Consider the following 25,916-nt stretch of genomic DNA (forward strand, 5'->3'; position numbering starts at 1 on the left):
AAGCCGCAATAGCCTAATCTTGGCCGATCAAGTGATCGTGAAGAAAAAGCAGCATGAGTGAAATCCCATCCGTGGACGAAAGCACCGATCGGGCGACCGCAGCCGCCCGCAGGGTGCCGTTGTCGCGTGGATTGTCGACAAAGCTCCTGCTGCTCACCATCGTCTTCGTGCTCCTGGCTGAGGTCCTCATCTTTCTGCCCTGGATCGCCAGCTACCGGCTGAGCTGGCTGAAAGAGAGGCTGAGCACCGCCGCGGCCGTCTCGATCGTGCTGGTGCAGGGAGAGCCCGCCTCGCTGTCGCGCGCTGCCCAGAACGATGTGCTGATGGCGATCGGCGCCAAGGCGATCGCCGTGCGCGACGGCGGTGTCTCGCGGCTTCTGGTGGTGGCTGAGATGCCGCCGCACGTCGACGAGCATATCGACATTGCCAATGTCGGCCTGATCGAGGGCATGACCGGCGCCTTGGACACGCTGTTGTTCGGCGGCGAGCGGATGCTGCGCGTTTTCGGGCCGGTCGGCGACAGCGACAAGGAATTCGAGCTGATCATGCCCGACTACAGCCTGCGCAATGCCATGCTCATCTATTCGCGCAACGTCGCCTTCGTCTCGCTGCTGATCTCGCTGTTCACCGCCATGCTGGTCTATGCCGCCATAGACCTGATCATGATCGGCCCGATCCGGACGATGACGCGCTCGATGCTGGCCTTCTCCGAGGCTCCCGACGACCCCGGGCGGATCATCCGCCCTGCTGCCCGCGCCGACGAAATCGGCGTTGCGGAGCGCGAGCTCTCGCAGATGCAGGAGCGGCTGCAAAAGATGCTCTCCGAGCAGAAGCATCTCGCCGACCTTGGCCTCGCGGTATCGAAGATCAACCATGACATGCGCAATATCTTGGCGTCGGCGCAGCTGATGTCGGACCGTCTGCGCCAGGTCAAGGACCCGACCGTGCAGGCCTTCGCGCCAAAACTGCTGCGCGCGCTCGATCGTGCCGTATCCTATTCGGAAGGTGTGCTTGCCTATGGCCGCACCCAGGAGCCGCCGCCCTCGCGCCGCAGGCTCAGGCTGCGCCAGCTGGTCGATGACGTCCACGGCCTGCTCGACACCGAAGGCGGCATAGAATTCGTCAATGCCGTCGAACTGGCTTTCGAGGTCGATGCCGATTCCGATCAGCTTTTTCGCGTGCTCACCAATCTTTGCCGCAACGCCGTCCAGGCGATGGCGGCGGACGCGGAAAGCGCGGTGGTGCGTCGGTTGGAGGTGTCGGCCGAGCGCGTCGGCAGCGTCAGCCGCATCACCGTCACCGACACCGGCCCCGGCCTGCCGCCGAAGGCGCGCGAGAACCTGTTCGCGGCGTTCCGCGGCTCGGCCCGCAGCGGTGGCACCGGCCTTGGCCTGGCCATCGCCCATGAACTGATCCGCGCCCATGGCGGCACGGTGGAGCTCGTCGAAAGCAGAGGCGGCCGCACCACATTCGCGGTCACCATTCCCGACCAGCCGGTCCGGCTCGACCAGGCCCGCAACGGCCTGCGCCGTCCCGCCTGATCCTCGCCCGCCCGGTCCCCGTCAAGGCACAACAGCAAAACTTTGCCGGATCGGCTTGCTTTTCGGAAATTCAGTCGCTAGGGAACACGTCACATCGCGGCCGGTCGTTAAGGATCGGATCGCGGGCCATTCAAAGCATGGCCTGTTGCGCGCCCGTAGCTCAGCTGGATAGAGCACCAGACTACGAATCTGGGGGTCAGGAGTTCGAATCTCTTCGGGCGCGCCAATAATCTCAATCAGTTAGCGGCGCGACACCGTTTCAAATCGGTTTTTGAAACGGTTTTGAACGGCCGGATGCTTTTTCGTGTGATTTCGCGCGAGTGGCACGTCAGGAACCCGACGCTGGCGCGGCGGAGGCGGACGCATCCGGGGCGACGTTCAACTGCTTCGTCCGGCATGACCTTCGCGCATCATGAAAGCGACCACGGTACCGGACAGGAAAGTGAGGGCGGCGATCGAGGCAATCGCCCACGCCAGGCCGAAGAAGTCGGCGATCAGTCCCGCCGACAGCGCACCGATCGCGTAGCCGAGATCGCGCCAGAAGCGGTAGACGCTGAGCGAGCGGGCGCGCCATGAAGGATGCGACGCATCCGATACCGCGGCGATCAGGCTCGGATAGACCATCGCCGTGCCAAGTCCTAGCAGGAGGCAGGCCACCAGCCACCAGCCGAAATTCGCGGTCAGCGCCGTGAGAAAGAGCGCCGCCGCCTGCACCCACATGCCGGCGACGATCAGGCCCTTGCGGCCCCAGCGGTCGCTGAGCGGTCCCGTCACGACCTGCAGCACACCCCAGGTGACGGGATAGACGGCCTTCAGAATGCCGATGCGCTCCACGCCAAGCCCGCCGGCTGCGAAGAAGAGCGGAAAGATGCCCCAGCTCATGCCGTCATTGAGGTTGTTCACCAAACCGGCCTGCGAAGCGGCAAAGAGGTTGCGATCCCGAAAAGAGGTCAACGCAAAGACCTCGCGGAAGGAAAGGGGTGATGCCTCGCGCGGATGGTTCGCCAGTTCTGCGCGCACATGATCGCGCGTGTCGCGCACGAGCAGGATCGAGAGCACCGTGCCCACCACCGCGTAGCCGACGCCGAGATAGATCGGGATTGGTCGCAGACCGTAGCGGCTGGCGAGATAGCCGGTGAGGAAGGCGGTGATCCCGACTGCGAGGTAACCGGTAAACTCGTTGAGCCCTACGGCGAGGCCACGCCCCTTCGGGCCGACAAGGTCGACCTTCATGATGACGGTCATCGACCAGGCGAAGCCCTGGCTGATGCCAAGCAGCGCGTTGGCGGCGATGACCCAGTTCCAGTCTGGCGCCCAAATGATCATGAAGGGCACCGGCAGGCCGAACAGCCAGCCGATAACCAGCACGCGCTTGCGCCCCCATTTGTCGGCGAGCTGTCCGGAGACAAGGTTGGCCAGCGCCTTGACGACGCCGAAGCTGACGATGAAGGAGACGACCAGCGTGGTCGAGGCGAGCCCGAATTCCTCTGAGCCGATCAACGGCACGACGGTGCGTTCGATGCCGACCATGCCGCCGACGAATGCATTGATAAGCACAAGCAGCGCGAACTGCCGCCAGTTGGCCTTGAGACCGAGGCTCACTGCTGGCGCCGCGATCGTTGTCATGCGGCACCGGCATTGATGGCTCGGGTGCGTGCGGCCATCACTACATCAATCCCGTTCGGGAGCCGTCAGAGCCGGAGCCAAGGCTGCTAAGCGATTGAAGGGGCTTCTCGGCCACGGACTTGTCTCCTCGGGGGCCGTGTGATACCGCATCATTCAATAATTATGTTGAATGAACTAGCGTGGCTGCTACCCTGATGTCAATCCGCAATCCGAAGCAGGCACTTTACGAGCAGTTCGCGGTTGTCGCGAAGGCTCTGGGCAATCCGCAGAGGCTGGAACTGATCGAGCAACTCGCGCAGGGTCCGCGCAGCGTGGAAGCCTTGGCCGCCAAGCTTGCGCGTCCGGTGGCGAATGTCTCGCAGAATCTCCAGGCGATGCGCCGCGCCGGACTCGTGACGTCAGAGCGCGCTGGCAAGTTCGTCAACTACCGGCTCGCGGATGAAAGCGTACTTGCCGCCTTCGCCTCCATTCGAGTCGTTGCCGAGCGGCATTCGGCCGAGGTCGAACGCATCGTGAGGGGCTATTTCGACCGGCGCGACGATATGGAGCCCGTGTCCCGGGAAGAGCTGGCCGCGCGAATGAAAGACGGGCTCGTTACAGTCATCGACGTCCGACCGCCCGATGAGTTTGCGCTCGGACATCTGCCCGGCGCGATCAACGTCCCCCTCGGCCAACTGGAGCAGCGGTTGTCCGACCTCGAGGCGAAGCCCGAGATCGTCGCCTACTGCCGCGGTCCGTGGTGCGTGATGTCATTCGAGGCGGTCGCATTGCTGCGTGAGCACGGCTTCCGCGCACGCCGCATGGAAGATGGCCTGCCCGAATGGCGTGACGCGGGCTTAGCTGTCGAGGCTTGATCGACTTCAACTTCAAAGTCCCCCTCACTCAGCCCTTTTTGCCGTAGCAAGGTTGACTCATCACGTTAGTCCGTGCTAACGCGTTAGTGGTGACTAACGTGAACAACAGCTGGACCGCCCTGGGCGACCCCACCAGGCGCACGATCTTCGAACTCTTGGTCGAGCATCCGCGTTCGGTTACCGAGTTGGCGCGTGCCCTGCCGGTGACCCGGTCGGCGGTCTCGCAGCATCTGAAGGTGTTGAAAGAGGCAGGGCTCGTTGCGGACACGCCGGCTGGCAAGCACCGCATCTACCGCGTCGAACCCGACGGGCTGGCGGCGCTTCGCACAGAGCTCGACCGGTTCTGGATGAAGACGCTCGCTGCCTTCAAGCAAGCTGTCGAACAACCGCGAAAGGAGTGAAAAAATGAACACGCAAGCAGCAGAGACCTTGGTGAGGCACTCGATCGTGGTCGAGGCGCCGATCGAGCGCGCCTTCGAGGTCTTCACGGAGGATTTTGGCAAGTTCAAACCCAGGGAGCACAATCTGCTCGCCGTGCCGATCGCCGAGACCGTGTTCGAGCCGCGCGTCGGCGGCCATATTTATGATCGCGGCGCCGACGGCAGCGAGTGCCGCTGGGCGCGCGTGCTGGCTTATGAGCCGCCGCACCGTTTGCTGCTAAGTTGGGACATCAGTCCGCAATGGCGGTTGGAGACCGATCCGAACAAGGCCAGCGAGTGGGAAGTCCGCTTCACTGCCGAGACGGCTAATCGGACCCGCCTGGATCTCGAGCATCGCAAACTGGAGCGCCACGGCGCCGGCTGGGAAAGCGTGCGCGATGGTGTCGCCGCCGATCAAGGCTGGCCGCTCTACCTGCAGCGATACGCCGACCTGTTCGGGCGTCGGGCCTGACCGCCACATCCGCAAGCATCAGACCGAATCCGGTCTCGCGGCCTGCAATCCCGTAAGCTCAGGAGTTATTCGCGGTGGCGACACTGCCGCGAATAACGTCCCTTGCCTACCCGGAGCCCGACAAGCGTAGGCGCAATAATTGCCTGACCAGCATGCCCAACGCCGCTTCGGATGCGGGGACGGCTCCGCGCGAAGCGGATGATGGCTGACGAAGGTCAGAACGGTATAGGCCACAATGGTCACGCATTTGTGAGCTGTATGATAAGCCTATTCGGGATTATGGGTCTAATCTTGAAGCGTGCGTCGTCTTAAGTGTCACTATAATAGTCCCTGCAGGGCCGCCGCTCAGGAATAATGCTGATGGAACGCAAGCTCGCGGCAATCATGGCCGCCGATATCGTCGGCTACAGCCTGCTAATGGCTGAAAACGAGGCTTCCACCTACACGAAGCTGCGCGCTGTTTTTGATGAGCTCATTGACCCGACCACTGCCCGCCATGGCGGGCGCATCGTCAAGACGGCGGGAGACGGCTTTCTCGCCATGTTTCCAAGCGTCAACGAAGCGGTCGATGCGGCGCTGGCCATACAGGAAGGCTTCGACAAGGGCCCGTTCGAGCTGCGCATCGGCATCAATCTTGGCGATGTCATCGAAGATGACGGCGACGTATACGGCGACGGCGTCAATGTGGCCGCCCGTCTTGAGGCCATGTGCGATCCGGGGCAGATATTCGTCAGCGGCGCCGTGGTGATGGCGGCCGACCGCAACAGCGCTGACAGGTTCGTCCGCATCGGCCGCAGGCGGGCCAAGAACATTCCCGAACTTCTCAACGTCTACCGCGTAAGGCGCGCGGGCTCTGCGTGGTCGCCATGGCGGCACGTGCCGCAGGTGCTGCGCAGCACCGCTGCCCGCTGGTCTTATGGCGTAGCCGCCATAGCCCTCATCCTCATCGGCACCCAAATCCAGCCGCTCCCCCTGGCAGCCATGGTCAGCCGCATCCCGGGGGTCTTGTCGATGGACCAGGGCCGCGCCGACCCCCGGCCGTCAGTGGCGGTGATGCCTTTTGCCGCGATGAGCGGCAGCGGCGAGCAATCGTATTTCGCGGACGGACTGGCCGAGGATGTGACGACAGCCCTTGCCCGCAATTCAGAGCTGCAGGTAATCGCGCGCGATTCCACCTACGCCGTGCACGGGCAGGGTACGGACGTGCGCAAGCTCGGGGCGAAGCTCGGCGTTGATTATGTGGTTGAAGGCAGCGCCCGCCGTGAAGGCGACCAGCTTCGCGTGTCGGCGCAGCTGATCGACGTAAAGACAGGCGCGCATCTGTGGTCGCGCAGTTTTGACCGGCAGGTCGCCGACGTGTTCACCGTCCAGAGCGAGCTGACCACTGAAATCGTCGCGCAGATCGCGCCCTATATCGGCAGGAGCGAGGCGGCGGCGGCAGCGGAACGCCCGACCGACAACCTGCAGGCCTATGACCTCGTGCTGCAGGCCCGCAACCGCTACCGGCACGGCGGCGATGACCCGCAGGACATTCTGGAGGCGCGGGGCCTCTACCAGCGCGCCCTTGAAATGGACCCGTCCTATGCGGCCGCCCGCGCAGGCCTCGCGCTGACCTTTATCGCCAGCGTGGCGCAGAGCGGTGACGGCCGGGAAAACGCACCGGAACTCCATCTTGGGCTTAGCGAAGCTCGGCAGGCGGTCCGTCTCGACCCCAATCTTGGCCTTGGCTATCAGGTCATCAGCTTCGGGCTTGCCCTGCAGGGCGACTATTCAGGCGGCTTGCAGGCCGCGCGGCGCGCTGTGGAGCTCAACCCTAACGATCCCGACAGCATGATGGCGCTTGCAAAGGCGCAGGTTCGCTTCGGGCAATATGATGATGCCGTCGCCAACGCAGAGCGGGCCCGCCGCCTTCATCCTATGGCGCCCGAGTACTACGCCTATGTGCACGGGCAGGCGCTCTACGCGGCTGACCGCCGCGACGAGGCTTCCGCCGTCATAGAAGAATGCCTGATCCGGGCGCCGCGCGATGCAAACTGCCTTCTGATTCAGGCGGCTTTGCAGGCCGGGGGCGGCGAGATCGAGGCAGCCCAGCAGACGATGGCAAAGCTGGTCGAGGCGCATCCGGCATTCTCGCTGGAAGCAGAGCGCGCTTACCGCCGGTTCGGTGACAGGCCGCTGATGGAAGAGTTCCTGCAGGATCTCGCAAAGGCCAAGGCTCCTGAATCCGCCTGACTGTTTTTACATAGCGACTTCAACCATTAGCGGTGCCCGGTTTCATCTTCTGCGGCGCGCCAATTTTGCCATTTCCACGACGCCAACACCGAAAATTGCCGCCAATTGCCGCTGGAACTACGTCCGCCGCTTACGGTGGTAGGAGTCGGTCGGAGCCGGTACGTTGGCGGGTGGAGGAAGTTACGCGCAGCCTATGACCGACGCAGCACGTCCTGCCATTCGACATGACGGTCGATCTGCGCTTTTGCGGACGGACAAAGCGGAATGATGGCGACCCCTTCGCGCCGCGCATCCTCGACCGCCTGGCGTACCAGTCGCTCGCCGACCTTGCGGCCACGCAACGCCGCTGGAACTTCGGTATGGTCGATGATGATCAACCCTTCGCCGGCCCGGCTATAGGTCATCTCAGCTTCGACGCCGTCGACGAGCATCAGGTAGCGTCCCTTCGATGCGGTATCCTCCCGCTCGACCTTTTCGACGGTCAAGGGAGAGGCAGGGCCCGGCTGCTCGGCGTCATGCGGCCGCACCTGACCGCGCCGCCCCGGCATGCAATCCAGTAGGTCGCGGTCCCATCTTCCGAGATCGGCCGCAGCGTCGTAGGTCGAGACGAGAAACTCCATAAGCGCCGCGTCGGGATTTGCAGCCGACTGAACGGCATCGTACGGCAGGATGAATTCCGATAGGCCCTCATGCCAGAACGCGCCCTCGGGCCGGACCGACGCGCCCCTGAAGCCACTCGGCGCCGGATAGGCGTAGGCATAGAACGCGGGGTAATCGATGCCGCCACCGCCGGGCCAGAAACCTGCTGAGGAGACCTCGCGGTCGTAGGCTTCCTGTGCCACATCGTTGGGCAATGAAGGAATGCCGCCGGGATGGAGAGGCGCGCGCCGCCCGGAAAAGCGGGTGACGGCCAGGTCAAAACTGCCCCAGAACAGGTGAACGGGACTGGACTTGCCAAGAAAGGAGGTCCGGAACCGATTGAATACCCTGTCGACCGCCACCGATGCGTGATGGAAGCGCTGAACGGCTTCCCGGTCATAGGGCCGGTCGCGATGATCTTCGGTGAACGGCACGGGGTTGGGCACCTCGTTCGGATTGCCGTTAAAGGTCGGCGTGCCTCCAAGTTCGGAAATCAACTGCACGAAATTGGCGTGGAACGCCGCGACTGTGGATGGCCCGAGCGCAAACGATGCCTCGCGACCATTGCCGCTTGTGCCGACAACCGTATGGTCCCGAAGGTCGAAGAGGATCTCAATGCCTGGGCCGTCGGGGATAGGCGAGGAGGTCAGGCCGCGCGGCGTGACATAGAAGGTCGCGTTCCAGGAATGGTTGAGCCACGGGGTATGAGCAAGGCGATATTTCCCGGCGATCTGCAAATGGAGATGCAGGGCCGAACACGTCTCGCGCCAGCCGAGGTAGTCCAGGTGGGGCCACTTGTTGCTCATTCTGCTTTCTCCATCCAGAACACACCCGGCACGCGACGCGTCATCTCGTCTGAACCGCCCGGGTCCGTGCACCCAGGCGACCTCGTTCTAGCGCCGGTCAGTCTTAGCGCCGGTCAGTCCGGTACGGAATGTGCTCATCTCGGTCATCGATCGGGAGATCGAAACGTCCCTTGCCCCAGTCCTCGGCGCGCCATTCGGCCTTCGCTTCTTCGATGCGGTCCTTCGAGGAGGCGACGAGTTCCACCAGATATAGCGCGGTCCGCTGAGCGTTGCGCCGCCGCCCGGTTCGATTGCTGGGTTCCAACTCATGCGCGTCATCCTCACTTAGGCCGTCCAGACAGCCTCGCCCTTGCCGATGCGAATGCCCGATCGCGATTAATCCGGACCGTGCGAGCGGGAAAAGCGCTTTCGGCCCGACGAATGCCTAAACTGGCGAGCGACCGTCTCCCCAACTAGTCCTGTGATACGTCAAGCTGTGTCGCAGCAAGTGGAACGTGCGAGCAATGTCGTCGAGCTCAGCGGCTCGCAGTAGAGCGACCGTCGAACGCAATCCTTTAATAAGGCTTCGCCCCGTTCGTGTTTTGACGGGTCGAGACCCCAAACGTCCGGATTTCGTGCGAAGTACTCGATCAGCATCTCGGTGAGGACCCGGACTTTCCGTGTCGGGTGCTTACCCGGCGGTCGGACGACATACGCGCCTGCCGAAGGTGGCGGATAGCGTGTCATAATCGGAATGAGCGCTCCGGAGGTCACATAGCCATATGTGATGCAATCAGGGAGCCAAGCGATGCCGAGCCCTGCCACTGCGGCGGCGGCAAGCGCCGTAGCGTTATCTGCCTTGAATCTGCCCTGCGGCTGAACTGTGACGATCTTGTCGCCATCCATGAACTGCCAGGCTTCCGTCCCCTGCATGAGGGCCTGATGGGTGACGAGCTCATCTGGCGTCTGAGGTGAACCGCTTGCTTTGATATAATCCGGACTTGCGACGAGCTTTCCATAGATCGGTCCGATGCGCTTCGCGATCAGGTTGGAATCCTGAAGGTACCCGACCCGGATCGCGCAGTCGAAACCCTCTGCGATGAGATCAACGAAGCGATCGCTGTAGGAGGTATGGATGTGGAGCTGGGGGTGATGTTGCGCCATTTCCGCAAGCACGGGGGCGAAGTGGGTCGGGCCGAAAGTAAGTGGCATGGCAACTCTCAGGCGGCCGCGCAGCTCACCGGTTGGGAGGATCGTTTCCCTGGCCGTATCGATCTCGGCGCTGGCTCGGGCCGCATGATCCCTGAACGTGATCCCCGCTTCTGTGAGCGCGGCGCCGCGGGTCGTGCGGGCAAGAAGCTGGACGCCAAGCTCCGCTTCAACCCGAAAGAGCCGCCGACTGACGATTGACTTGGAGACGCCGAGCCGGCGCGCGGCGGCCGATACGCCCCCTGCATCGGCCACTGCAACGAATGTCTGTAGGTCTTCGATGTCCAATTCGGCGTTCGTCATTTCGCGACACAGCTTGCCTGACTATGGCACTACCGCATCACGAAAAGGAACAGCAAATTGCGCCCAGGCAAAGTCGCCCGCTGGAGTATGTCTCCCGTGAACCCATTGCCGTCCATAGCGGCAGAGAAAGGAAGTTTTTATGACCCCTCGTAACGGCCTTGATTCGCTTCTTCGTCCTGAAGACTCGGTCCTCGTTCTGATCGACCACCAACCTTATCAACTCGCGAACCTGAACAGCCACGATCCGCATATGGTGGTCAACAACACGACCGCGCTGGCGAAGCTAGCAAAAGCCTTCAATGTTCCGACCATTCTCACCAGCGTGATCGCGGCGCGCGGTGGACTTCTCTTTAAGCAGATCACCGACGTGTTTCCGGACCAGGAAGTCATCGATCGCACCCTGGGTGAACACCTGGCAGGACGAGAAGGTGGTGAACGTCGTCAAGGCGACCGGCCGCAAGCAACTGATCATCGCCGGCCTGTGGACCGAGGTCTGCGTCGCAATGCCTGTCATCCAGGCCGCCGGCGAAGGCTGGGACGTGACCGTGATCACCGACGCGTCGGGCGGGATTTCGAAGGAGTCTCACGAAGTTGCCATCCAGCGCATGATCGCGGCCGGCGCGAACGTGATGACCGTGATGGCGCTCGCTGGCGAATGGCAACGCGATTGGGCGCGCACCGAGCATGTCGAGGAGCTGACCGAGATTCTCATCCAGCACTTCGGCGGCAGCGGCATCGCGTATCTTTGGGAGCAGCAGCTTCTCAACACGCCGGTGCGGAGCGAAGGCTGATCCGAGCCGGATGGCGAGCATTTCGGTGAGCATCGGGCCGCGGCCCGGGTTGCGCCGATGCCGATTGTCGTAAGTCAGGCGACACAGCACTTCAGCAACCATCGGCTCTCGCCGCTTCGGAAAGGCATCAGTTCGCAAACTGTCATCGAGGCAGCCTGTTGAACTCACAGCGAGATTTGATCCGGGATCGCTACCATTGCGCCAGAATTTGGTAATCAGAACGTCAAAAAATCTGGCAGCGGGAGCCTGTTTTGCTCACACCCGAAATTCGGCGGTCCCGATCAGCCGATGAGTCGCCTTGAGTCAGTGCTGCGATAAGCAGAGAACAATCCAATTCCTCAGGGAATGAAAACCTTAGGTCACTCTGAGTCGCCATACGAAGCGATTTCAATCTGGCTGTCTTCGCGGCGCGTTCGGCACGCTCAGCCTCAGCCATCACCTTCGCTGAGCGAGTAATTTGCCTATTTTCCAGCCAACACATCTGTTCGATCCCGCAAAAAATTTCTTCTCGGACGCTTGCCGTAGTTTCCGGGCGGATTTGCGCGACCACCAAGGCCAGTTCGGATCCGATTCCGCCTTTCCTCTTGCCAGGCCCTTTTTCGCGCCGGTACGCCTTAATGCCCTGACTCAATTGCGCTTGTCGCCCTTCATTGTGATGAAGTCGGTTCGATCGTTGACGCTAAGATTCGCGTTGCCGCCAGGCGCGGGCCGATCGCCTTGGCAATAGCCGTTGGCTTGGCGCGCGGCGCCAAAGCGCGAGTAGCCCGAGCCGTGCAAATCATACTGCTTACGCTCGATGTGGCTGCGCTCTGGCCGGCGCCTATCAGGGGCCATCACCAAGATCGCCGCGGCAAATGACTAGCGGAACAGATACTTTGATACCTCTGGAGGCAGTTGCTGCAGTCCTGTCCTCTCAGATCGCCGGGCCAGCATGGGGCATCAAGGTGACGTAGATCATGAACCCTATCGTGCAGATCGCTGCGAGCGAGATCGGCACGCCAAACGGCACAACGCCTTTGCGGTCCAGGTGCTGAACGTAGAGGCGGAAAGCGCCTGCGGGCAGCATGAACGGGTTTTTAACGATCAACGCTGTGGCGAGGGCGAAAACCAGCAGCAGTACGGAGAACACAAGGAGGCCGCTGCCGCCGATCAGCAACGGCACCACCGCCATCAGCTTGACATCGCCGGCCCCGACCTTGCCCAAAGCCCAGAACGGAAACAGCGCAACGAACAATAAAAGGCCGGCGATTGCGCTCAGGCCCATGTCCCACCACGATCCGGATTGCACCGACAGGAGCTGCAGCGAGCCCAAACCCAGGCAAAGCAGCAGCAGCACATTCTGGTTGGATATCTTCTGGGTGGTGAAGTCGAGCCAGGCGATCCTTGCCAGCAAAGGAATGGCTAGCCCCTTCAGCAGCAGCGATGCAGCGAGCAACATGCTGTCGCCTTACCGCTCGAGATTCTTCACGCTGGACGACAGGAGCTTCAGATTGTTGGCCACGGTCGGATCGTTGGGCGCCAGCTCGTAAGCCTTGAGGAAACTGCTGCGTGCGTCCTGCAGCTTGCCGCGCAGCAGGTAGGAATAGCCGACATTGTTGTAATATTCGGGCGTCCCGCCGACCAGCCGGAAGGCCTGGCGATAGGCGTGGTCGGAGAGGTCGAAGCGGCGGATGCGATCGCTGGAGGCGGCTAGGCCCATCCAGGCACCACCATCATTAGGCGCCAGCTGCGTCGCCTTGTAGAACAGGGCGCCGGCATTGCCGTAGTTTTCCGCACGGAACTGGTTCTTGGCTTCGGCAACAGCCTGGTCCGAGGCATAGTACTCGACGTCGCTGACCGTCTTCAGCCCGTCGAAGGCATCGCCAAAGGCTGTCACGTCACCTTTCGAGGGCTCGTTGGTGCGGACGACGCCGTTGGTATCAGCCGTCTGACAGCCGGAAAGCACGATAAGCAGCAAGCCGGCTACGGCTGCGAGGCGCATTGGCCCTGTCATTTCGTCCCCCAAAGAGTTCTCTCCGACTCTCTATTTCGACCAAAGCACGGACGTGCCTAGAAGAAAACACCCCTCATGCGAATGATCACCGGCAACATGATGACCATCATCACCACTGGGAAGATGCACAGCCCCAACGGAATCATCATTTTGACCGGCAGCGAATTGGCGCGCTCCTCGGCACTTAGAATTCTCTGGCTGCGCATCTCTTCGCTGTAAACGCGCAAAGCCTCGGTCAGGCTGGTCCCGAGTTCTTCCGATTGCCGAAACAGCACAGCCAGCGCCCGCGCCTCGTCAAGCCCAATACGATCAGCGAGTTCGCGCAGTGCCTCCCTTAGCGGCTTGCCGGCACGCAACTGCAAATTCATGATCGCAAGCTGGATGCCGAGCCATTTATGGGTGCCGGCCAGTTCACTGCTGACACGCTCGACGGCCGCCTCGAGGCTCATACCGGCGTCGGCACATGTGATCATCATATCCATGAAATCGGGAAAGCCGCGGCGATAGATTTCCTTCTGCGCATTCTCGAAGCGATCGAGCATGACGCTTGGAATCACGATGCAGGCGAGCCCGAACAAACCAGCTCCGGCAAAGGCTACGAAACCGGGCAAGGAAGGTGGGAGCACTCGCGTCAGGAGCGCATAGACGGCCAGAAACCCGGCACAGACCGCACCAAGCCGCGACAGTGTATAGATGAGCGGAGCGCTCGATTGATAAAAGCCGGCGCGGAAGAGCTTCGCGTCCAAGGCGCTGGGCTGATCCCGCTCCTTTTCGATCGATCGAAAATATGCATCGACCGGCCGCTGCGCTGCGATCTTGGCAAGCTGTTCTTGTCCGACGAGTGAACGGCGATCGGCGATACCTTTGTCCATCAAGCTCTGTGCGACCAGCTTGCGCGTCTGCAGTGCTGGCAAGAAGACGAGCGCGCCGAACAGAAAAAGCGCCGCGGCCGCCAGGAAGACAGCGACGGAGACCAGAGTGCTAAGATCCTGAATAGCCGAAAACAAGATTATGGCTCGCTTCTGTCAGAAATCGAAATTGACCATGCGATACATGATGAAGTCCCCCAGCAGCGCCCATAGGCCGAAAATCAGGAACACCGGCATGATCAGCGGGTCGTGCCAAACCTTCCCGTAGTAGGTCGGGGAGAGCAGCTGAAGGATCAAGAACATCACGAGCGGGAACAGTGAGATGACCCATGCGGACACGCGGCCCTCGGCCGAAAGCGCCTTGATCTTCCTCCTGAGTTTTTGCCTTTCGCGCAGCACTGACGAAAGATTGGACAGAATTCCGGTCAAATTGCCGCCAGTTTTGGCCTGGATCGACAGCGATACCGAAAGCAGATGAAGGCCCTCGAAGCCTACACGTGTCGACAGCTTTCGCACGGCTTGTTCCATGCTGAGGCCAAAGGTAATCTCGTCGGAAACGATGCCGAATTCGGTACCGAGCGGATCGGGCATTTCACGAGCGACGAGACCAACCGCCACCGAAGCTGGATGTCCGGCGCGCAGTGAACGAACGATCATGTCAAGTGCATCCGGGAGCTGGTTTGCGAATTTCTGAATTCGCTTGCTCCGTGCGCGCCGGAGAACGAGAAGCGGCAGCACAAATCCAATCACCAGAAAAACAACGATCGACACCAAGGTCGAAAACCCCAAAAAGAACGACAGCGGCAACGCCAGCGCCAACCCCATCAGGAGGAACTTCGCAGCGAAAGTCAGCGGGTTTCCGGTAATGCCGGACTGCGTATAGAGCCTGTTCAGCCCGATCAGGCCAAAAAGAAAGTCGCCCGAACCCGTCAGCCCGCGCTCGCGCAGCAATCCTTGCAAGGTCTGTTCGGCCGGAACGTCATCAGCAAGCCGCCTCAGCCGATGGTTGATCGCGCCAATTCGTGCCCGGCTCTTGGCAAAGGAAAGATACATGGCCTCGCCGGCGAGAATAACCGATGCCGCCGCGAGCACATAAATGAAGTAGAGCAAAGTCTGACCGGTCGGCATCAGAGCGCAACCTGCGGGTTGAACGCGTCCTTGGCGAAATGATGGCCAAGCGTCGCCGCCTCCGGGGCAAAGCGCGGGCGGATGCCGGTGGCGCGAAAATCGCCGATGATCTTGCCTTCCGGCGTCACCTCGCGGCGAACGAAATGATAGATTTCCTGGAGCTGGATGACATTGCCTTCCATGCCGGTCAGCTCCGATATGGAGACGACTCGCCTGCCACCGTCCGCAAGACGCTGCGTCTGCACGATGATGTCGAGGGCCGACGCGATCTGCGCCCGGATGGACTCATGGGTCATCGGCATACCGGCCATCCCGACCATCTGCTCGAGCCGTGATATCGCATCGCGCGGCGTGTTGGCATGGATTGTGGTCATCGAGCCTTCATGGCCGGTGTTCATCGCCTGCAGCATGTCGAAGGCCTCCTCGCCGCGCACCTCGCCGACGATGATGCGGTCCGGCCGCATACGCAACGCATTCTTGAGCAATTCGCGCTGACGAACCTCGCCCCTGCCCTCGACATTGGGCGGACGCGTCTCCAGCCGGCCGACATGCGGCTGCTGCAGTTGCAGTTCGGCGGCGTCCTCGATGGTGATCAGACGCTCCCTGGCCGGGATGTAGCTCGACAGCGCGTTGAGCAAGGTCGTCTTGCCGCTGCCGGTGCCGCCCGAAACCAGGATCGACTTGCGCGCCTGCACGGCAATGCGCAGCAGATCGATCATCGGCTGGCGGATTGAATTGAACACCATCAGTCGTTCGAGCGAGTAGGGATTCTTCGAGAATTTGCGGATCGACACCAGTGGGCCGTCGACCGAGATCGGCCGCACCGCGATGTTGACGCGCGAGCCGTCTTCCAGGCGCGCATCCACCATCGGCGCCGATTCATCGACGCGCCTGCCGATAGCAGAAACGATCTTGTTGATGACGCGCAGCAGATGCGCCTCGTCGCGGAAGCGGATCGCCGTCTCCTCGATCATGCCGCGCCGCTCGATGAAGACGCGCTTGTGGGTGTTGATCAGGATGTCGGTAATGGAGTCGTCCTTGAGAAGCGGTTCGATCGGCCCAAGGCCGAGCATCTCGTCGGCGGTCTCGCTGGTCAGCCGGTCAAGCTCACGCGCATTCAGCGGCACAGCGCGAGCGCGAACGAACTCGCGCACGATCGGCCGGATCTCGTTCAGGATTTCGTCCTTCGATGCCGTTTCAAGTGCGGCAAGATTGAACCGGTCGATCAGGTGGCGGTGGAGCTCGACCTTGAGCGTCAGGAAATCGTCGCCCTGCGATTCGATGTCGGCTGCAGGGGAAGGCGCCGCGACTGGCAGCATCACGATCGGCTCAACCTTTGGCTCGACCAGCGGTTCGCTTGGCCCCTTGGTGAATCGGCCCAACATGATGCTTCTTCCCCCGTTTAATCCCCACGCTGAAACTAAGCGTTAACCACGCGTGGCACAAGCGCCCGCCGCGCACCATGCAATTTAATACTTCAGACATAGTTAAGATCAAGGATCAGAAAACGCGACGTTTATTTGGTCAGCGGCGCTGTCCTTAGGGAAAACGAGACTCGCCTTTCAATGCACAGTGCTTTTCTGCCACAAAGTCGTCATGGAGCCCACCTAAGGCCTTACATATAAAGGAATATGCACTATCGCCAATGCCGCCCCATTTCCGCCATACCCACGGCCAAATTGTGAACGAATGGTTAAGAGGGATTGAAAAACGAGCCGAATCAATGTTTTGGCCGATCTAAGATCGGCGATATTCTTGCCAAATCATGTATAGGAAAGTTAAGGAACTCTTAATCCCGTTTGACTCTGATTTTCGTCGGGACTTAGATCGAGATGACGGGGGATGCTTGGGTATGGGGTTCATCCTTGGCTCTGTCTCGTCGGGTTCAAACCTCCAAAGGGAGAAATTGGCATGAAGAAGCTCATGACGATGGCCCGGCAGTTCCGCGACGACGAAAACGGCGCTGCCATGGTCGAATATTCCATCCTTATCGGCATCATCGCCGTTGCATCGATCCTGGTTGTCATCGCCATCGGCGCCTGGGTGAGCGGTCGGTTCACAGAACTTTGCACCGGTCTCGACGGGCACCCGACTGGCACTTGCTCGGCGGCTGGCGGCGGAAGCTGATCGCCTAACAAGCTCAGGTCCGGGTCTCACGACCCGGACCTGAACCGGTCGCACTGGGCGAGTGCGGTTCATTTTTCTGGCCTTTTGGGGTTTAGGCTCATGCGCGCCAATACACTTATCATGATCGTTCTCGCCGGCGTGTTCGGCGTTCTGGCGGTGGTGCTTGCCAACATCTGGTTGGCCAGCCAGCGCAGCGCTATGGCGGAGGTTAACGGAGCTCAGCGCGATACAGTCGTGGTGGCGGCGGTGGCGCTGAAGTTCGGCGACACGCTCTCCGCCGACAAATTGCGCGAGATCGCATGGCCAGCGGGCGCGGTTCCGGCGGGCGCCTTCAAGACAACAAAAGAAGCTTTGGCCGGTGACGGCACCAGGCAGGCGCTGCAGGCGATCGGCGTCAACGAGCCGGTTCTCGCAACCAGGATCACCGGCCCCGGCCAGCGCGCCACACTTTCGGCGGTGCTCGGCGAAGGCATGAAGGCCGTTTCTATCAGGGTCAACGACGTGCTCGGCGTCGCCGGGTTCGTTTTCCCCGGCGACCGGGTCGATGTGCTGCTGACGCGCAAGGTGCGCACCGGCCAGGGGGCGGACCAGAGTTTTGTCGACGTGCTTTTGCAGAGCATGAAGGTGCTCGCCGTCGACCAGGTCGCCGATGAAAGCACCGACAGCCCGACGGTCGTGAAGGCGGTCACGCTCGAGGCCAGCACCAAGGACGCACAGAAGCTTACACTCGCCGCCGACGCCGGCCAGCTGTCCCTGGCGCTTCGCCAGGCTGCCGCCAGCAAGGGCGAGACGACCGAACGCATCACGCTTTCCGACCTGACCGGTGACACGCCGGCCGATATTGCCGCCAGGCAGGCCGAACTCGCCAGGCAGGCTGCAGCCGAGGCTGAGGCGGCAGCCGAGCGCAAGCGTGCCGAGGACAAGATCAATGGGCTGACCCAGGCCGTGGAACGGGTGGGGAGCAGGCTCGATCTGTTGAGCAGCGCAAAGCCAGCAGTGGCCTCAGCACCCCAGATGCAAGAAGTGGTTAAGGAAGTGATCAAGTATGTGCAGCCGGAGCCGCCGGCGCGTGCGACAATCGGCGTGTTCAGGGGAGTAAAACTCGAATCTTACGACGTGCCGCGACAAAAATAACGTTAGGATATTGCCGAACGAATCGGCAAGAGGGGGTAGTCTAGATGCGTATGTTCCGGGGACCACTGGCGGCTGCCGCGCTGGCCTGTTCGGTCATGCTGCTGCCGATCGACCTTGCTGCTCATGCAGCCGACCGCAGGATCGACGTATCGAACCCCAGCGTCCACCGTATTTTCCTGCCCATGTCGCAGTCGGTGACGATCCAGGTGAACGCCACGCTGGGTGACATCGTCGTCGGCGACGAGAAGATCGCCGACGCCCAGCCAATGACCGACCGGACGCTCTATGTCATCGGCAAGAGCGCCGGCACCACCACCGTCAATCTCTTTTCAGAAGACAAGCGCTCGCTTGGCGTGATCCAGATCGAGGTCGGCGTCGATGTGAGCGACATGGCGCAAGCGATCCGACAGGTGGCGCCCAGGTCGCGCATCGATATCGGTTCGATCAACGGCAAGGTCAGGCTTGGCGGCCATGTCAAGGACGGCGCCACGCTGGCGGCGATCATGCAGGTGGCCCAGCAATATGGCCCCGACGCGATCATAAACGCGGTGACGGTCGACGACAGCCAGCAGGTAAACCTCGAAGTGCGCGTGCTCGAGGCCAAGCGCAATGCCGGCCGCGATCTTGGCGTCTCAATCAGGAGCACCAATGGCAGCGGCACGACCCGCACCGGGACGGGCATAGCCGCCGTCGACGAAGACAATGTGGTACTGGGGCCGGGCGGTCTGCTTACCGGCCTTCTTTCGAACACCAGCCCATTCGCGGCGCTGATCACCCGCGTCATCGACAGCAACATCAAGGTCGACCTGATCATCGAGGCTCTCGAGGCCAAGGGCGTTGTGCGCACCCTTGCCGAACCCAACCTCACCACTCTGTCGGGTGAGATTGCCAGCTTCAACGCCGGTGGCGAAGTACCTATCCGCACCCTGAACGAAGATGGCGAAATCAGCATCGAGTACAAGCAGTTCGGCGTCAATCTGCTGTTCACGCCGGTCGTGCTCAACGACGACAAGATCAACATCAGGCTGGCGCCGGAAGTGAGCGACCTCACCGGTTTCACCACCGCCGGCGACCCGATCTTCACCAACCGCAAGCTGGCGACCGTCGTCGAACTGCGCGACGGCCAGAGCTTCGCGGTCGGCGGGCTTTTGTCCAGCAAGAACACCAAGATCCAGAGGCAGGTGCCTTGGCTCGGCCAGGTGCCGATCGTCGGGACGCTGTTCCGCAATTCGAGCAACCAGAAGGAAGAGACGGAACTGGTCGTGATCGTGACGCCGCGTATCGTGCGACCGGTAAAGCCCGGGGAACAACTGGCGACGCCGTTCGACAAGACGCGGCCCGCCAACGACCCGGAACTCTTCATCCTCGGTCAGCTCGAAGTGACCAAGGACATGGTTCGCAAATATGAACTGGGCGAAGGCGTGGTCGGCCCCTATGGCCACATGCTCGACCTGAAATCCAAGGACAAGATGATCTATGTCAAAAAGAAATAGCGCCTTGATCCTGCTTTTGTGCGCCGGCGGGCTGACGGGCTGCGCCGCCGACTACCTGAACAATTACGAAACGGTGACACTGGCTGCCGGCGACACGCAGAAATACAATTCGCTGCTGCAGACGGTCGATCCGCTCAATCCGGCCTCCAGGAACACGGCGATCGAAGGCGACGGCGCGCGCGCTGCCGCTGTTGCCCAGAGTTACAAATTTCCACCACCACCACCGCCGCCGCCGGCCATAACGGTCAACGTCGGCAACACCGGGGTTGAATAGAAGGGTGCGAGTTCAGCGTCAGGCAAAGCGACTGGCGTCAGGGGAGCTAAGAGTAAGGCCATGCTGCGGATTGTTCGCGCGTTCTGGCACGATCAACGGGGAATAGCGCTGATACTGGTCAGCATCACGCTGCCGGCAATCATCGGCTTTTCCCTGCTGGCGATCGATATGAGCCGGGTCAATAACCTCCATAACGATCTTCAGAAGGGCGCTGACGCGTTTGCGCTCGCGGCGGCAGCGGAACTGGACGGAAGCAGCGGTTCCTGGGCACGAGCCGAGCGCGCCATGGCGACGCTCGTAGATAACGAAAGCAATTTCTCCACGGCAGGCCGGTTCACTCTGACCTCCGGTCAGCCGGGAGGCACGCAGCGCTGCAACAATGCTGGCAATATTTCCTGGTGCTTCCTCAAAGCGATCCCTGCCAACGACGGAACCAGGATTACAACCGCCAATCAGGCCAACTATCTTGCAGATGCCAACCTGGCTGTCGGACAGGCGGAAACACGGTTCATCCAGGTGACAGTCGCTCCCCAAGGGTTTGCCGCGATCTTCCCCGCCTCATTTCTATCATCCGGCGCCAGCGACGGCTTCAACGTCGGGGCAGTCGCGGTCGCGGGCTTCACCTCCGGCGTATGCAACTACACGCCCGTCTTCATGTGTAACCCGTACGAGATGGTGAACGGTACGAACTCGGCAGGCGGCGTTACGCTCGAGCAGGCCGTGGCAAATCCGGCAATCCGTCGCCGGCTCATTGAACTGCGAATGGTGGGAAACAATGCTGCTTATGGGCCGGGCAATTTCGGCTTCCTGGCTCCTCCGCAGGGTGTCGGCAACGGTGCACACGCGCTTGCGCAGACGATCGCCACGTCGACGCCTGTTGGCTGCTATTCGGCACAGGGCGTAAGCACCAAGACCGGCCAGAACACAGGCCCGGTGCAGGATGCCTTCAATGTCCGCTTCGGAATCGAGGCGAGCGGCAACGCGTTTAACAGTCCCGAATACGGCCCAGCGGAAAATGTCCGAAAGGGCGGGGTGTCGTCTGGGGGAGGAAATGGCAATGGCAATGGAGGCGGTAATCAATGCCCTCAATATAACCAGTTGACCTTCAACGACGCCGGCAACATGGGTCTGCCCAGAGATGCAACTACGCCATACATGACTGACCGGATGGGCGATGGAGATTGGGATTTCTCGGGCTATTGGAGCACCAACTTCGGTTCCGCTACCTATCCGTCGTCATGGGATACGACCAAGCCGACGCGCTATGAGGTCTACCGTTACGAGATATCGGCCGGGTTGGTTGGCACGGCGTCGACCGGTGGAGAGATCGGAACGCCGCCGAGCTCTTGCGAACCGCCCGTCACGACAATAGATCGGCGGCTGCTGTATGGCGCGATCCTGAACTGCAATGCGCTGCAGGCGGCAGGAAACAATCTGAACGGCAACAGCACCAACCTTCCTGTCGAAGCGTTTGCGAGTTTCTTCATTACCGAGCCGGTCGCGGGGGCCTCGACCGGAGCATCGGTGATGGTCGAACTCGTCGACGTAACAGGGGGTGCCGGCCAGGGTACGCTCGACAATTTCCTTCGCGACGAAGCTCAGCTTTACCGGTGATGCCGATGATCGCAGCGCTGTACCATCACCTCCACAGATTTCGACGCGAGCAGCGCGGTACGGCTCTCGTCGAAATGGCGGTGATCGCGCCGCTGATGCTGATGTTGTCGGCGGGCGTGTTCGAGTTCGGCAATCTGATCCACGAGAAGCTGCTGATGGAGGCCGGGCTTTCAGACGGGGCACGGTTTGCCGCGCGCTGCAATAGCCAATTGTATACCCAAGCCGGGCTGACGATCAATTGCGCCGATATCGCCACCAATATCGCGGTGTTCGGCAATGCCGCGGGGACAGGGAGTGCGCGCATCGCCGGCTGGCAGAAAGCGGATGTGACGGTGACCATCGCCGATCCGGTCTCCAATCCGCTCGATTGTCACAATGCTGTGGATTCCGCCGGTGTCGTCCAATATCGCTCCACCACTGCACAGGTTTGCATCGTCAGAGCGGCGGGCACCTTGGACTACAGCGGCGTTGGCATGTTGTCGCTGCTCAGCATCGGCACGATTACCCTGAGCGGCTTCCACGAGGAGCGGTTGATCCGGTTCTGATCATGACCAGGCGTTTCGCAAAATCGGAGGACGGCACAGCGACGGTGGAGATGGCCATCGTATCTACACTGCTGTTTACCCTTGTTCTCGGCTTCGTCGATTTCGGTTACGCTCTCTATCAGTGGAACGCCGCCACCAAGGCTGTTCAGTTTGGCGCGCGCCTGGCCTCGATCTCCGATCCGGTTGCCACCGCGCTAGCTACAGCCGCACCGACGACGACACCCGGCGCTCCGGTCATTGCAGCGGCCTACGGACCATTCACCTGCACATCTACCGCCGTCGCAGGGGTTTGCGACCCAGCCAATTTCAGCCGCATCTTCCGCGGCGATACGGCAGTCACCAATGACGACGCCTGTCCCGCGCTGGCGGCAGACCAGCGGCCGGGTATGTGTCATTTCTTTCCTGGCCTCAGGCGCGACAATGTTGTCGTCACCTATTCCGCCACCGGCCTGGGTTACCAGACCCGGCTGGGCGGACCGGTGCCGACGATCACCGTCAGCCTTCAGAACCGGGCCTTCCAGTTTTTCTTCCTGGGCGGCCTGCTAGGATTCGGAAACCTCACCATGCCCTCGATGCTCAGCACGGTCACGGGCGAAGACCTGAAGAGTATATCCCCATGAACGCCATCAACACCAAGGTACTCCCGACCAAACGAAAGCAGGTGGCCCTGTTCTCGTCGGATCCGCAGTTCAAGCGCGAGGTGGCGACGCGACTCGACGCGCTGGCGATCTACGATGTCAGGATTTCCGAGACGGCTGACTTCCTCAACGGCCCGCCTGTCGACACGCGCCCGGGCATCGTCATCCTCGACCTGGCCAATGGCGAGCTGCTCGGCGAGCCCGGCATCGTCGCGGCGCGCGCCTTGTGGGCGACCGTGCCGCTGATTGCGGTCTCCGACGAGTTGACCTCCGAAAAGACGCGCATCCTGGTTCGCATGAACGCCTCGGACTGGCTGCACAAGCCGCTCGACGCCAAGGAGCTGCTGAACGCTGTCACCTTTCACGACACCGGCAACCAGGGCACCAAGAGCCGCATCATCACTTTCATCAGCGCCAGCGGCGGCGCCGGCGCCACGACGATCGCTCTGTCGGCGGCGGAATTCCTGGCCTCGAAATCCACCGAACGGGCGGCCTCGACCTGCCTCGTCGACCTCGATTTCCAGAGCGCCAATTGCGGCGCCTATCTCAACCTGTTCAACCAGTTCGACCTGGCCGGCATCATCGGCCAGCCGGAAAGGCTCGATGTCGAACTGATGGACGTCATCAAGCTCTCTCGTCCGTCCGGCCTGACCCTCTATTCATTCGAGAGGCCGCAACTGCCGTTTGAGCCGCAGGGCGGCGATTTCGTGTTCCGGCTGCTGGACCTCGTCGCCTACCGGTTCGACGACATCGTCATCGACCTGCCGAATATCGAAACCCCCTGGCAGAATTCCGTGCTTTCGACGAGCGACGAGATCTTCATCGTCTTCGAGCTTAACGTCGCCTCGCTGCGGCAAGGCAAGCGGCTCTACACCAAGATCCGCGAACTGCGCGGCAATTCGGTGAGCATCACCCTGGTCGCCAACAAGCATAAGCGCAAATGGTTCGGCAACCACTTTTCGCGCAGCGAACTCGAGAAGATCTTCAAGGCGCCGCACATCAAGTCGGTCGGCCTGGACAATGCGCTGCTGACCGACGCGCTGAACCGGGCCATCCTGCCTTCCGAAGTGGACGGGCGGGCGCGCTTCAACAAGGACCTGAAGCGGATGTTCAAAGAGCGGCTCGATGACGCAGCCCGGTAGATACCGCATCGTCCCGAGGCTTGCCGGCGCCTGCATAATGGGTCTGGCCTTGGGGATGCCGGCCTGGGAATTCGCCCATGCCCGATCCGCGCTGTCCGACCGGCCGCCGCTGCCGGCGATGGGCCCCAGCCTGCGCAAGCCGGTTGCTCTCCAAACCGCGGAACAGCCCGGCACGATCATCATCCGCAAGGACGAGAAGGCGCTTTATCTGGTCACCCGGCAGGGCCAGGCGCTGCGCTACCAGATCAGCGTCGGACGCGACGGCTTTGGCTGGACCGGCATCGTCAAGGTCGGGGCGAAAACGGAATGGCCGGAATGGCGCCCGCCCAGGGAAATGCGCGCCCGCCAGCCGGAGCTGCCGGAAATGGTGCCCGCCGGTCCCTATAATCCACTCGGCGCCAGGGCACTCTATCTGCTGCGGGACGGGCGCGACACGCTCTACCGCATCCACGGCACCAACGATCCCAAGGGCATCGGCTTCGACGGAACATCGGGATGTTTCCGTCTTACCAACACTGATGTGATCGATCTTTTCAAGCGCGTCTCGGTCGGCGCAAAGGTGGTGGTCCAATGACGATGATCAGCGACCCGGATATGCCGGCAATCGACATTGGGCCGACAACCCACACTGAAGAGCAAGCTCCAGTGTGGAAACCGAGCAATGCAAGGATGATCGGCGTTGTCGCCGTGGGCGCCTTGCTGATCACGGCGGTGAACATAACCGCCGCGGTCTATTTTTACCGCGGCATCAACGATCTGCGCCTTATCGAACGGCGGCTGGAACAGCTCGGATCGTTCGAGCAACGGATCGCAGCCCGGCTCGATACGGTCAACAACGGCTTTCAAAGCCGGTTCGAAAAACTGGACAGTCAACTGCAGGGCAGCTTCAACGAAGTCAAAGGCAGTATTGCCCGGCTTGAACAGGAGCTGCCCCTGGACAGTGACGACGACATGTCGAGCATTGCGGAGCCTTCCGTGATCACGACCAGCACCATGGCGGAAGCAGCCACCAATCTCGAAGAAGCGACCGAACCCAGTATCGTCGATGTGCCGCGCCCGCTCAAAAGGAAGATCGCCGCGGCGCCCCCTCCCCCGAACGCCTCCTACCAGCGCATAGTGCAGCCTGACGGCAAGGTCCATTACAAGAAAATCAACTAGTTCCTCTCTACAGAGGATTTGGTTCTTAGCCTGAAAGGGACTGTCGACGGTCGCTGTCGGCCGGCCTTCAGCCGCCAATCTCCAACCCAACGTCTGCGATCAGCCCAAACACCTCAACTTCGTCATCCCAGGGTCTGCGCCGCGTCGCTTCGCTCCTTGCTCCGCCCTGGGATGACGAAGTTGGCACGGCTGTGCCCCGGGGTCCTAGAGATCCCGCTGCAGAGCAATAAGCCGTACGGCGAGCGCTTCGGAACGCTGTCGCGCTTCGCTGAGAAACGCAAAATGACAGTAGGCGCAGGCTGCAGTGCCGAGACCCAGCACCAGACTGTTCTGCCATGTGAAATCGAGCACCAGCGAGAATGGATGGCCGCTGGGCGCGGTGAACGCCGCTATCGTGCTCGCTGTTTCAGAATGGCTGCTGGAAGCGATCATCAGCCCGGCGAAGAGCAGAGCGGCGTGGTTGGCAAGGAAGAACGCGGCCGACTTTCTCGTCCGGCAAGCCATCCAGCAGAGGATCGATGCGGCGATCAGGATAGCGGCATCAAGGACCATTGAACCGCCGAGATAGAGGTCGACCTGCTGCCAGAACATCGTGGCCAAAGGGCGCAACTCAAGCCAGATCCGCCACAGGGCAGGGCTGGCCGGATAGGTTCCGAGCAGGAACGTCGCTGCTCGTTCCCCTGCCAGAATGAGAAGAATGAGAGCCGGGAAGGCAAAAAGCAGTAGCGGCTTGCGCGTCATGTTCCCTCGCCAATCGACAAGCAGAATAGACTGCAAAGATTGCGCGAGGCTTAAGGAAAGCGCCGCGAACAGCATTGATCACAGGCGCAGGCGCTTGCCGCAACCCAGCGAGCGCCCGTTTTATGTGCCATTTTTGCTACATTCCCGAAACTTATGGCCCGAATTCGGTTCTTAGCCGGCCCTAGATCA

At 61.4% G+C, this 25,916-nt stretch carries 24 protein-coding genes, 1 tRNA gene and 3 pseudogenes; 17 read left to right on the top strand and 11 right to left on the bottom strand.

What is annotated here, in order from left to right; all coding sequences use genetic code 11:
- The first annotated feature begins 53 nt into the window (after positions 1-53).
- Together AC0L2M_RS10945 and AC0L2M_RS10950 are read left to right on the top strand one after the other, a co-directional pair.
- Positions 54-1,541, top strand: coding sequence for an ATP-binding protein (locus AC0L2M_RS10945; RefSeq protein ID WP_128175795.1), 1,488 nt, complete (start codon positions 54-56; stop codon positions 1,539-1,541).
- Between the two features lie 149 nt (positions 1,542-1,690).
- Positions 1,691-1,767 (top strand) — tRNA-Arg (locus AC0L2M_RS10950).
- Between the two features lie 152 nt (positions 1,768-1,919).
- On the opposite strand, the gene AC0L2M_RS10955 is transcribed toward AC0L2M_RS10950, so the two are convergent.
- A complete protein-coding gene (locus AC0L2M_RS10955; protein ID WP_473534831.1) occupies positions 1,920-3,167 on the bottom strand; it encodes an MFS transporter in 1,248 nt (415 codons plus the stop codon).
- A gap of 194 nt (positions 3,168-3,361) precedes the next feature.
- Here AC0L2M_RS10955 and AC0L2M_RS10960 point away from each other — a divergent pair, with 194 nt between their 5' ends.
- From AC0L2M_RS10960 to AC0L2M_RS10975, 4 genes are all read left to right on the top strand, one after another.
- Positions 3,362-4,021, top strand: coding sequence for an ArsR/SmtB family transcription factor (locus AC0L2M_RS10960; RefSeq protein ID WP_031254041.1), 660 nt, complete (start codon positions 3,362-3,364; stop codon positions 4,019-4,021).
- Between the two features lie 89 nt (positions 4,022-4,110).
- The gene (locus AC0L2M_RS10965) at positions 4,111-4,422 is read left to right on the top strand and encodes an ArsR/SmtB family transcription factor (RefSeq protein ID WP_236378022.1); all 312 of its coding nucleotides are present in this window, start codon (positions 4,111-4,113) and stop codon (positions 4,420-4,422) included.
- Positions 4,423-4,426: 4 nt separating this feature from the next.
- Positions 4,427-4,912, top strand: a complete 486-nt coding sequence (locus AC0L2M_RS10970) for an SRPBCC family protein (protein ID WP_473534832.1) — start codon at positions 4,427-4,429, stop codon at positions 4,910-4,912.
- A 360-nt stretch (positions 4,913-5,272) separates the two neighbouring features.
- Positions 5,273-7,144, top strand: a complete 1,872-nt coding sequence (locus AC0L2M_RS10975) for an adenylate/guanylate cyclase domain-containing protein (RefSeq protein ID WP_473534833.1) — start codon at positions 5,273-5,275, stop codon at positions 7,142-7,144.
- Between the two features lie 191 nt (positions 7,145-7,335).
- On the opposite strand, the gene AC0L2M_RS10980 is transcribed toward AC0L2M_RS10975, so the two are convergent.
- From AC0L2M_RS10980 to AC0L2M_RS10990, 3 genes and pseudogenes are all read right to left on the bottom strand, one after another.
- The gene (locus AC0L2M_RS10980; RefSeq protein ID WP_473534834.1) at positions 7,336-8,589 is read right to left on the bottom strand and encodes a DUF5996 family protein; all 1,254 of its coding nucleotides are present in this window, start codon (positions 8,587-8,589) and stop codon (positions 7,336-7,338) included.
- Positions 8,590-8,692: 103 nt separating this feature from the next.
- Positions 8,693-8,868, bottom strand: a pseudogene (locus AC0L2M_RS10985) (pirin-like C-terminal cupin domain-containing protein); the annotation flags it as partial.
- A 309-nt stretch (positions 8,869-9,177) separates the two neighbouring features.
- A pseudogene (locus tag AC0L2M_RS10990) lies at positions 9,178-10,065 on the bottom strand (LysR family transcriptional regulator); the annotation flags it as partial.
- A 154-nt stretch (positions 10,066-10,219) separates the two neighbouring features.
- On the opposite strand from AC0L2M_RS10990, the pseudogene AC0L2M_RS10995 reads away from it, so the two are divergent.
- Positions 10,220-10,871, top strand: a pseudogene (locus AC0L2M_RS10995) (hydrolase).
- Positions 10,872-11,498: 627 nt separating this feature from the next.
- On the opposite strand, the gene AC0L2M_RS11000 reads toward AC0L2M_RS10995, so the two are convergent.
- The 6 genes from AC0L2M_RS11000 to AC0L2M_RS11025 form a co-directional block, all read right to left on the bottom strand.
- Entirely contained in the window at positions 11,499-11,705 is a 207-nt protein-coding gene (locus AC0L2M_RS11000; RefSeq protein ID WP_287120178.1) for a hypothetical protein, read from the bottom strand.
- A gap of 79 nt (positions 11,706-11,784) precedes the next feature.
- Positions 11,785-12,309, bottom strand: coding sequence for a prepilin peptidase (locus AC0L2M_RS11005; RefSeq protein ID WP_473534835.1), 525 nt, complete (start codon positions 12,307-12,309; stop codon positions 11,785-11,787).
- Between the two features lie 9 nt (positions 12,310-12,318).
- Positions 12,319-12,864, bottom strand: a complete 546-nt coding sequence (locus tag AC0L2M_RS11010) for a tetratricopeptide repeat protein (RefSeq protein WP_473534836.1) — start codon at positions 12,862-12,864, stop codon at positions 12,319-12,321.
- 56 nt (positions 12,865-12,920) lie between these two features.
- A complete protein-coding gene (locus tag AC0L2M_RS11015; RefSeq protein WP_473534837.1) occupies positions 12,921-13,871 on the bottom strand; it encodes a type II secretion system F family protein in 951 nt (316 codons plus the stop codon).
- Between the two features lie 18 nt (positions 13,872-13,889).
- Positions 13,890-14,861, bottom strand: a complete 972-nt coding sequence (locus AC0L2M_RS11020; RefSeq protein ID WP_473534838.1) for a type II secretion system F family protein — start codon at positions 14,859-14,861, stop codon at positions 13,890-13,892.
- Complete coding sequence (locus AC0L2M_RS11025; RefSeq protein WP_473534839.1) at positions 14,861-16,246, bottom strand: CpaF family protein; 1,386 nt, start codon at positions 16,244-16,246, stop codon at positions 14,861-14,863. The genes AC0L2M_RS11020 and AC0L2M_RS11025 overlap by 1 nt, the downstream gene beginning before the upstream one ends.
- 526 nt (positions 16,247-16,772) lie before the next feature.
- On the opposite strand from AC0L2M_RS11025, the gene AC0L2M_RS11030 reads away from it, so the two are divergent.
- The 10 genes from AC0L2M_RS11030 to AC0L2M_RS11075 all read left to right on the top strand — a co-directional run bounded on the left by AC0L2M_RS11030 (position 16,773) and on the right by AC0L2M_RS11075 (position 24,986).
- On the top strand, positions 16,773-16,988 hold the full coding sequence (locus AC0L2M_RS11030) for a Flp family type IVb pilin (RefSeq protein ID WP_473534840.1): 216 nt from the start codon (positions 16,773-16,775) through the stop codon (positions 16,986-16,988).
- Positions 16,989-17,087: 99 nt separating this feature from the next.
- Entirely contained in the window at positions 17,088-18,122 is a 1,035-nt protein-coding gene (gene cpaB / locus AC0L2M_RS11035) for a Flp pilus assembly protein CpaB (RefSeq protein ID WP_473534841.1), read from the top strand.
- A 44-nt stretch (positions 18,123-18,166) separates the two neighbouring features.
- Complete coding sequence (locus AC0L2M_RS11040; RefSeq protein WP_473534842.1) at positions 18,167-19,615, top strand: type II and III secretion system protein family protein; 1,449 nt, start codon at positions 18,167-18,169, stop codon at positions 19,613-19,615.
- Positions 19,599-19,889: a hypothetical protein gene (locus tag AC0L2M_RS11045; protein ID WP_287064117.1), complete on the top strand. Its 291-nt coding sequence runs from the start codon at positions 19,599-19,601 to the stop codon at positions 19,887-19,889. The genes AC0L2M_RS11040 and AC0L2M_RS11045 overlap by 17 nt, the downstream gene beginning before the upstream one ends.
- 60 nt (positions 19,890-19,949) lie before the next feature.
- A complete protein-coding gene (locus AC0L2M_RS11050; protein WP_473534843.1) occupies positions 19,950-21,503 on the top strand; it encodes a TadE/TadG family type IV pilus assembly protein in 1,554 nt (517 codons plus the stop codon).
- A 5-nt stretch (positions 21,504-21,508) separates the two neighbouring features.
- Positions 21,509-22,048: a TadE/TadG family type IV pilus assembly protein gene (locus tag AC0L2M_RS11055; RefSeq protein ID WP_473534844.1), complete on the top strand. Its 540-nt coding sequence runs from the start codon at positions 21,509-21,511 to the stop codon at positions 22,046-22,048.
- A gap of 2 nt (positions 22,049-22,050) precedes the next feature.
- Positions 22,051-22,668, top strand: coding sequence for a TadE/TadG family type IV pilus assembly protein (locus tag AC0L2M_RS11060; RefSeq protein WP_473534845.1), 618 nt, complete (start codon positions 22,051-22,053; stop codon positions 22,666-22,668).
- Positions 22,665-23,828 (top strand): CpaE/TadZ family protein, encoded by a 1,164-nt coding sequence (locus AC0L2M_RS11065; RefSeq protein ID WP_473534846.1) that lies wholly within the window; start codon positions 22,665-22,667, stop codon positions 23,826-23,828. The genes AC0L2M_RS11060 and AC0L2M_RS11065 overlap by 4 nt, the downstream gene beginning before the upstream one ends.
- Positions 23,812-24,402, top strand: a complete 591-nt coding sequence (locus tag AC0L2M_RS11070) for a L,D-transpeptidase (protein ID WP_473534847.1) — start codon at positions 23,812-23,814, stop codon at positions 24,400-24,402. Before AC0L2M_RS11065 ends, AC0L2M_RS11070 begins: the two co-directional genes overlap by 17 nt.
- Positions 24,399-24,986 (top strand): hypothetical protein, encoded by a 588-nt coding sequence (locus tag AC0L2M_RS11075; RefSeq protein WP_473534848.1) that lies wholly within the window; start codon positions 24,399-24,401, stop codon positions 24,984-24,986. The genes AC0L2M_RS11070 and AC0L2M_RS11075 overlap by 4 nt, the downstream gene beginning before the upstream one ends.
- 204 nt (positions 24,987-25,190) lie before the next feature.
- Here the strand turns inward: AC0L2M_RS11075 and AC0L2M_RS11080 are convergent, their stop codons facing one another.
- Positions 25,191-25,802, bottom strand: a complete 612-nt coding sequence (locus AC0L2M_RS11080; protein ID WP_473534849.1) for a hypothetical protein — start codon at positions 25,800-25,802, stop codon at positions 25,191-25,193.
- Positions 25,803-25,916 lie beyond the last annotated feature (114 nt).

This window comes from Mesorhizobium sp. WSM4806, assembly GCF_055811635.1.

Bases quoted from the DNA above. Each gene is read 5' to 3' on its own strand.
- AC0L2M_RS10945 (WP_128175795.1), top strand. From the start codon at position 54: ATGAGTGAAATCCCATCCGTGGACGAAAGCACCGATCGGGCGACCGCA.
- AC0L2M_RS10955 (WP_473534831.1), bottom strand. From the start codon at position 3,167: ATGACAACGATCGCGGCGCCAGCAGTGAGCCTCGGTCTCAAGGCCAAC.
- AC0L2M_RS10960 (WP_031254041.1), top strand. From the start codon at position 3,362: ATGTCAATCCGCAATCCGAAGCAGGCACTTTACGAGCAGTTCGCGGTT.
- AC0L2M_RS10970 (WP_473534832.1), top strand. From the start codon at position 4,427: ATGAACACGCAAGCAGCAGAGACCTTGGTGAGGCACTCGATCGTGGTC.
- AC0L2M_RS10975 (WP_473534833.1), top strand. From the start codon at position 5,273: ATGGAACGCAAGCTCGCGGCAATCATGGCCGCCGATATCGTCGGCTAC.
- AC0L2M_RS10980 (WP_473534834.1), bottom strand. From the start codon at position 8,589: ATGAGCAACAAGTGGCCCCACCTGGACTACCTCGGCTGGCGCGAGACG.
- AC0L2M_RS11000 (WP_287120178.1), bottom strand. From the start codon at position 11,705: ATGGCCCCTGATAGGCGCCGGCCAGAGCGCAGCCACATCGAGCGTAAG.
- AC0L2M_RS11005 (WP_473534835.1), bottom strand. From the start codon at position 12,309: ATGTTGCTCGCTGCATCGCTGCTGCTGAAGGGGCTAGCCATTCCTTTG.
- AC0L2M_RS11010 (WP_473534836.1), bottom strand. From the start codon at position 12,864: ATGACAGGGCCAATGCGCCTCGCAGCCGTAGCCGGCTTGCTGCTTATC.
- AC0L2M_RS11020 (WP_473534838.1), bottom strand. From the start codon at position 14,861: ATGCCGACCGGTCAGACTTTGCTCTACTTCATTTATGTGCTCGCGGCG.
- AC0L2M_RS11025 (WP_473534839.1), bottom strand. From the start codon at position 16,246: ATGTTGGGCCGATTCACCAAGGGGCCAAGCGAACCGCTGGTCGAGCCA.
- AC0L2M_RS11030 (WP_473534840.1), top strand. From the start codon at position 16,773: ATGAAGAAGCTCATGACGATGGCCCGGCAGTTCCGCGACGACGAAAAC.
- cpaB (WP_473534841.1), top strand. From the start codon at position 17,088: ATGCGCGCCAATACACTTATCATGATCGTTCTCGCCGGCGTGTTCGGC.
- AC0L2M_RS11040 (WP_473534842.1), top strand. From the start codon at position 18,167: ATGCGTATGTTCCGGGGACCACTGGCGGCTGCCGCGCTGGCCTGTTCG.
- AC0L2M_RS11045 (WP_287064117.1), top strand. From the start codon at position 19,599: ATGTCAAAAAGAAATAGCGCCTTGATCCTGCTTTTGTGCGCCGGCGGG.
- AC0L2M_RS11050 (WP_473534843.1), top strand. From the start codon at position 19,950: ATGCTGCGGATTGTTCGCGCGTTCTGGCACGATCAACGGGGAATAGCG.
- AC0L2M_RS11055 (WP_473534844.1), top strand. From the start codon at position 21,509: ATGATCGCAGCGCTGTACCATCACCTCCACAGATTTCGACGCGAGCAG.
- AC0L2M_RS11060 (WP_473534845.1), top strand. From the start codon at position 22,051: ATGACCAGGCGTTTCGCAAAATCGGAGGACGGCACAGCGACGGTGGAG.
- AC0L2M_RS11065 (WP_473534846.1), top strand. From the start codon at position 22,665: ATGAACGCCATCAACACCAAGGTACTCCCGACCAAACGAAAGCAGGTG.
- AC0L2M_RS11070 (WP_473534847.1), top strand. From the start codon at position 23,812: ATGACGCAGCCCGGTAGATACCGCATCGTCCCGAGGCTTGCCGGCGCC.
- AC0L2M_RS11075 (WP_473534848.1), top strand. From the start codon at position 24,399: ATGACGATGATCAGCGACCCGGATATGCCGGCAATCGACATTGGGCCG.
- AC0L2M_RS11080 (WP_473534849.1), bottom strand. From the start codon at position 25,802: ATGCTGTTCGCGGCGCTTTCCTTAAGCCTCGCGCAATCTTTGCAGTCT.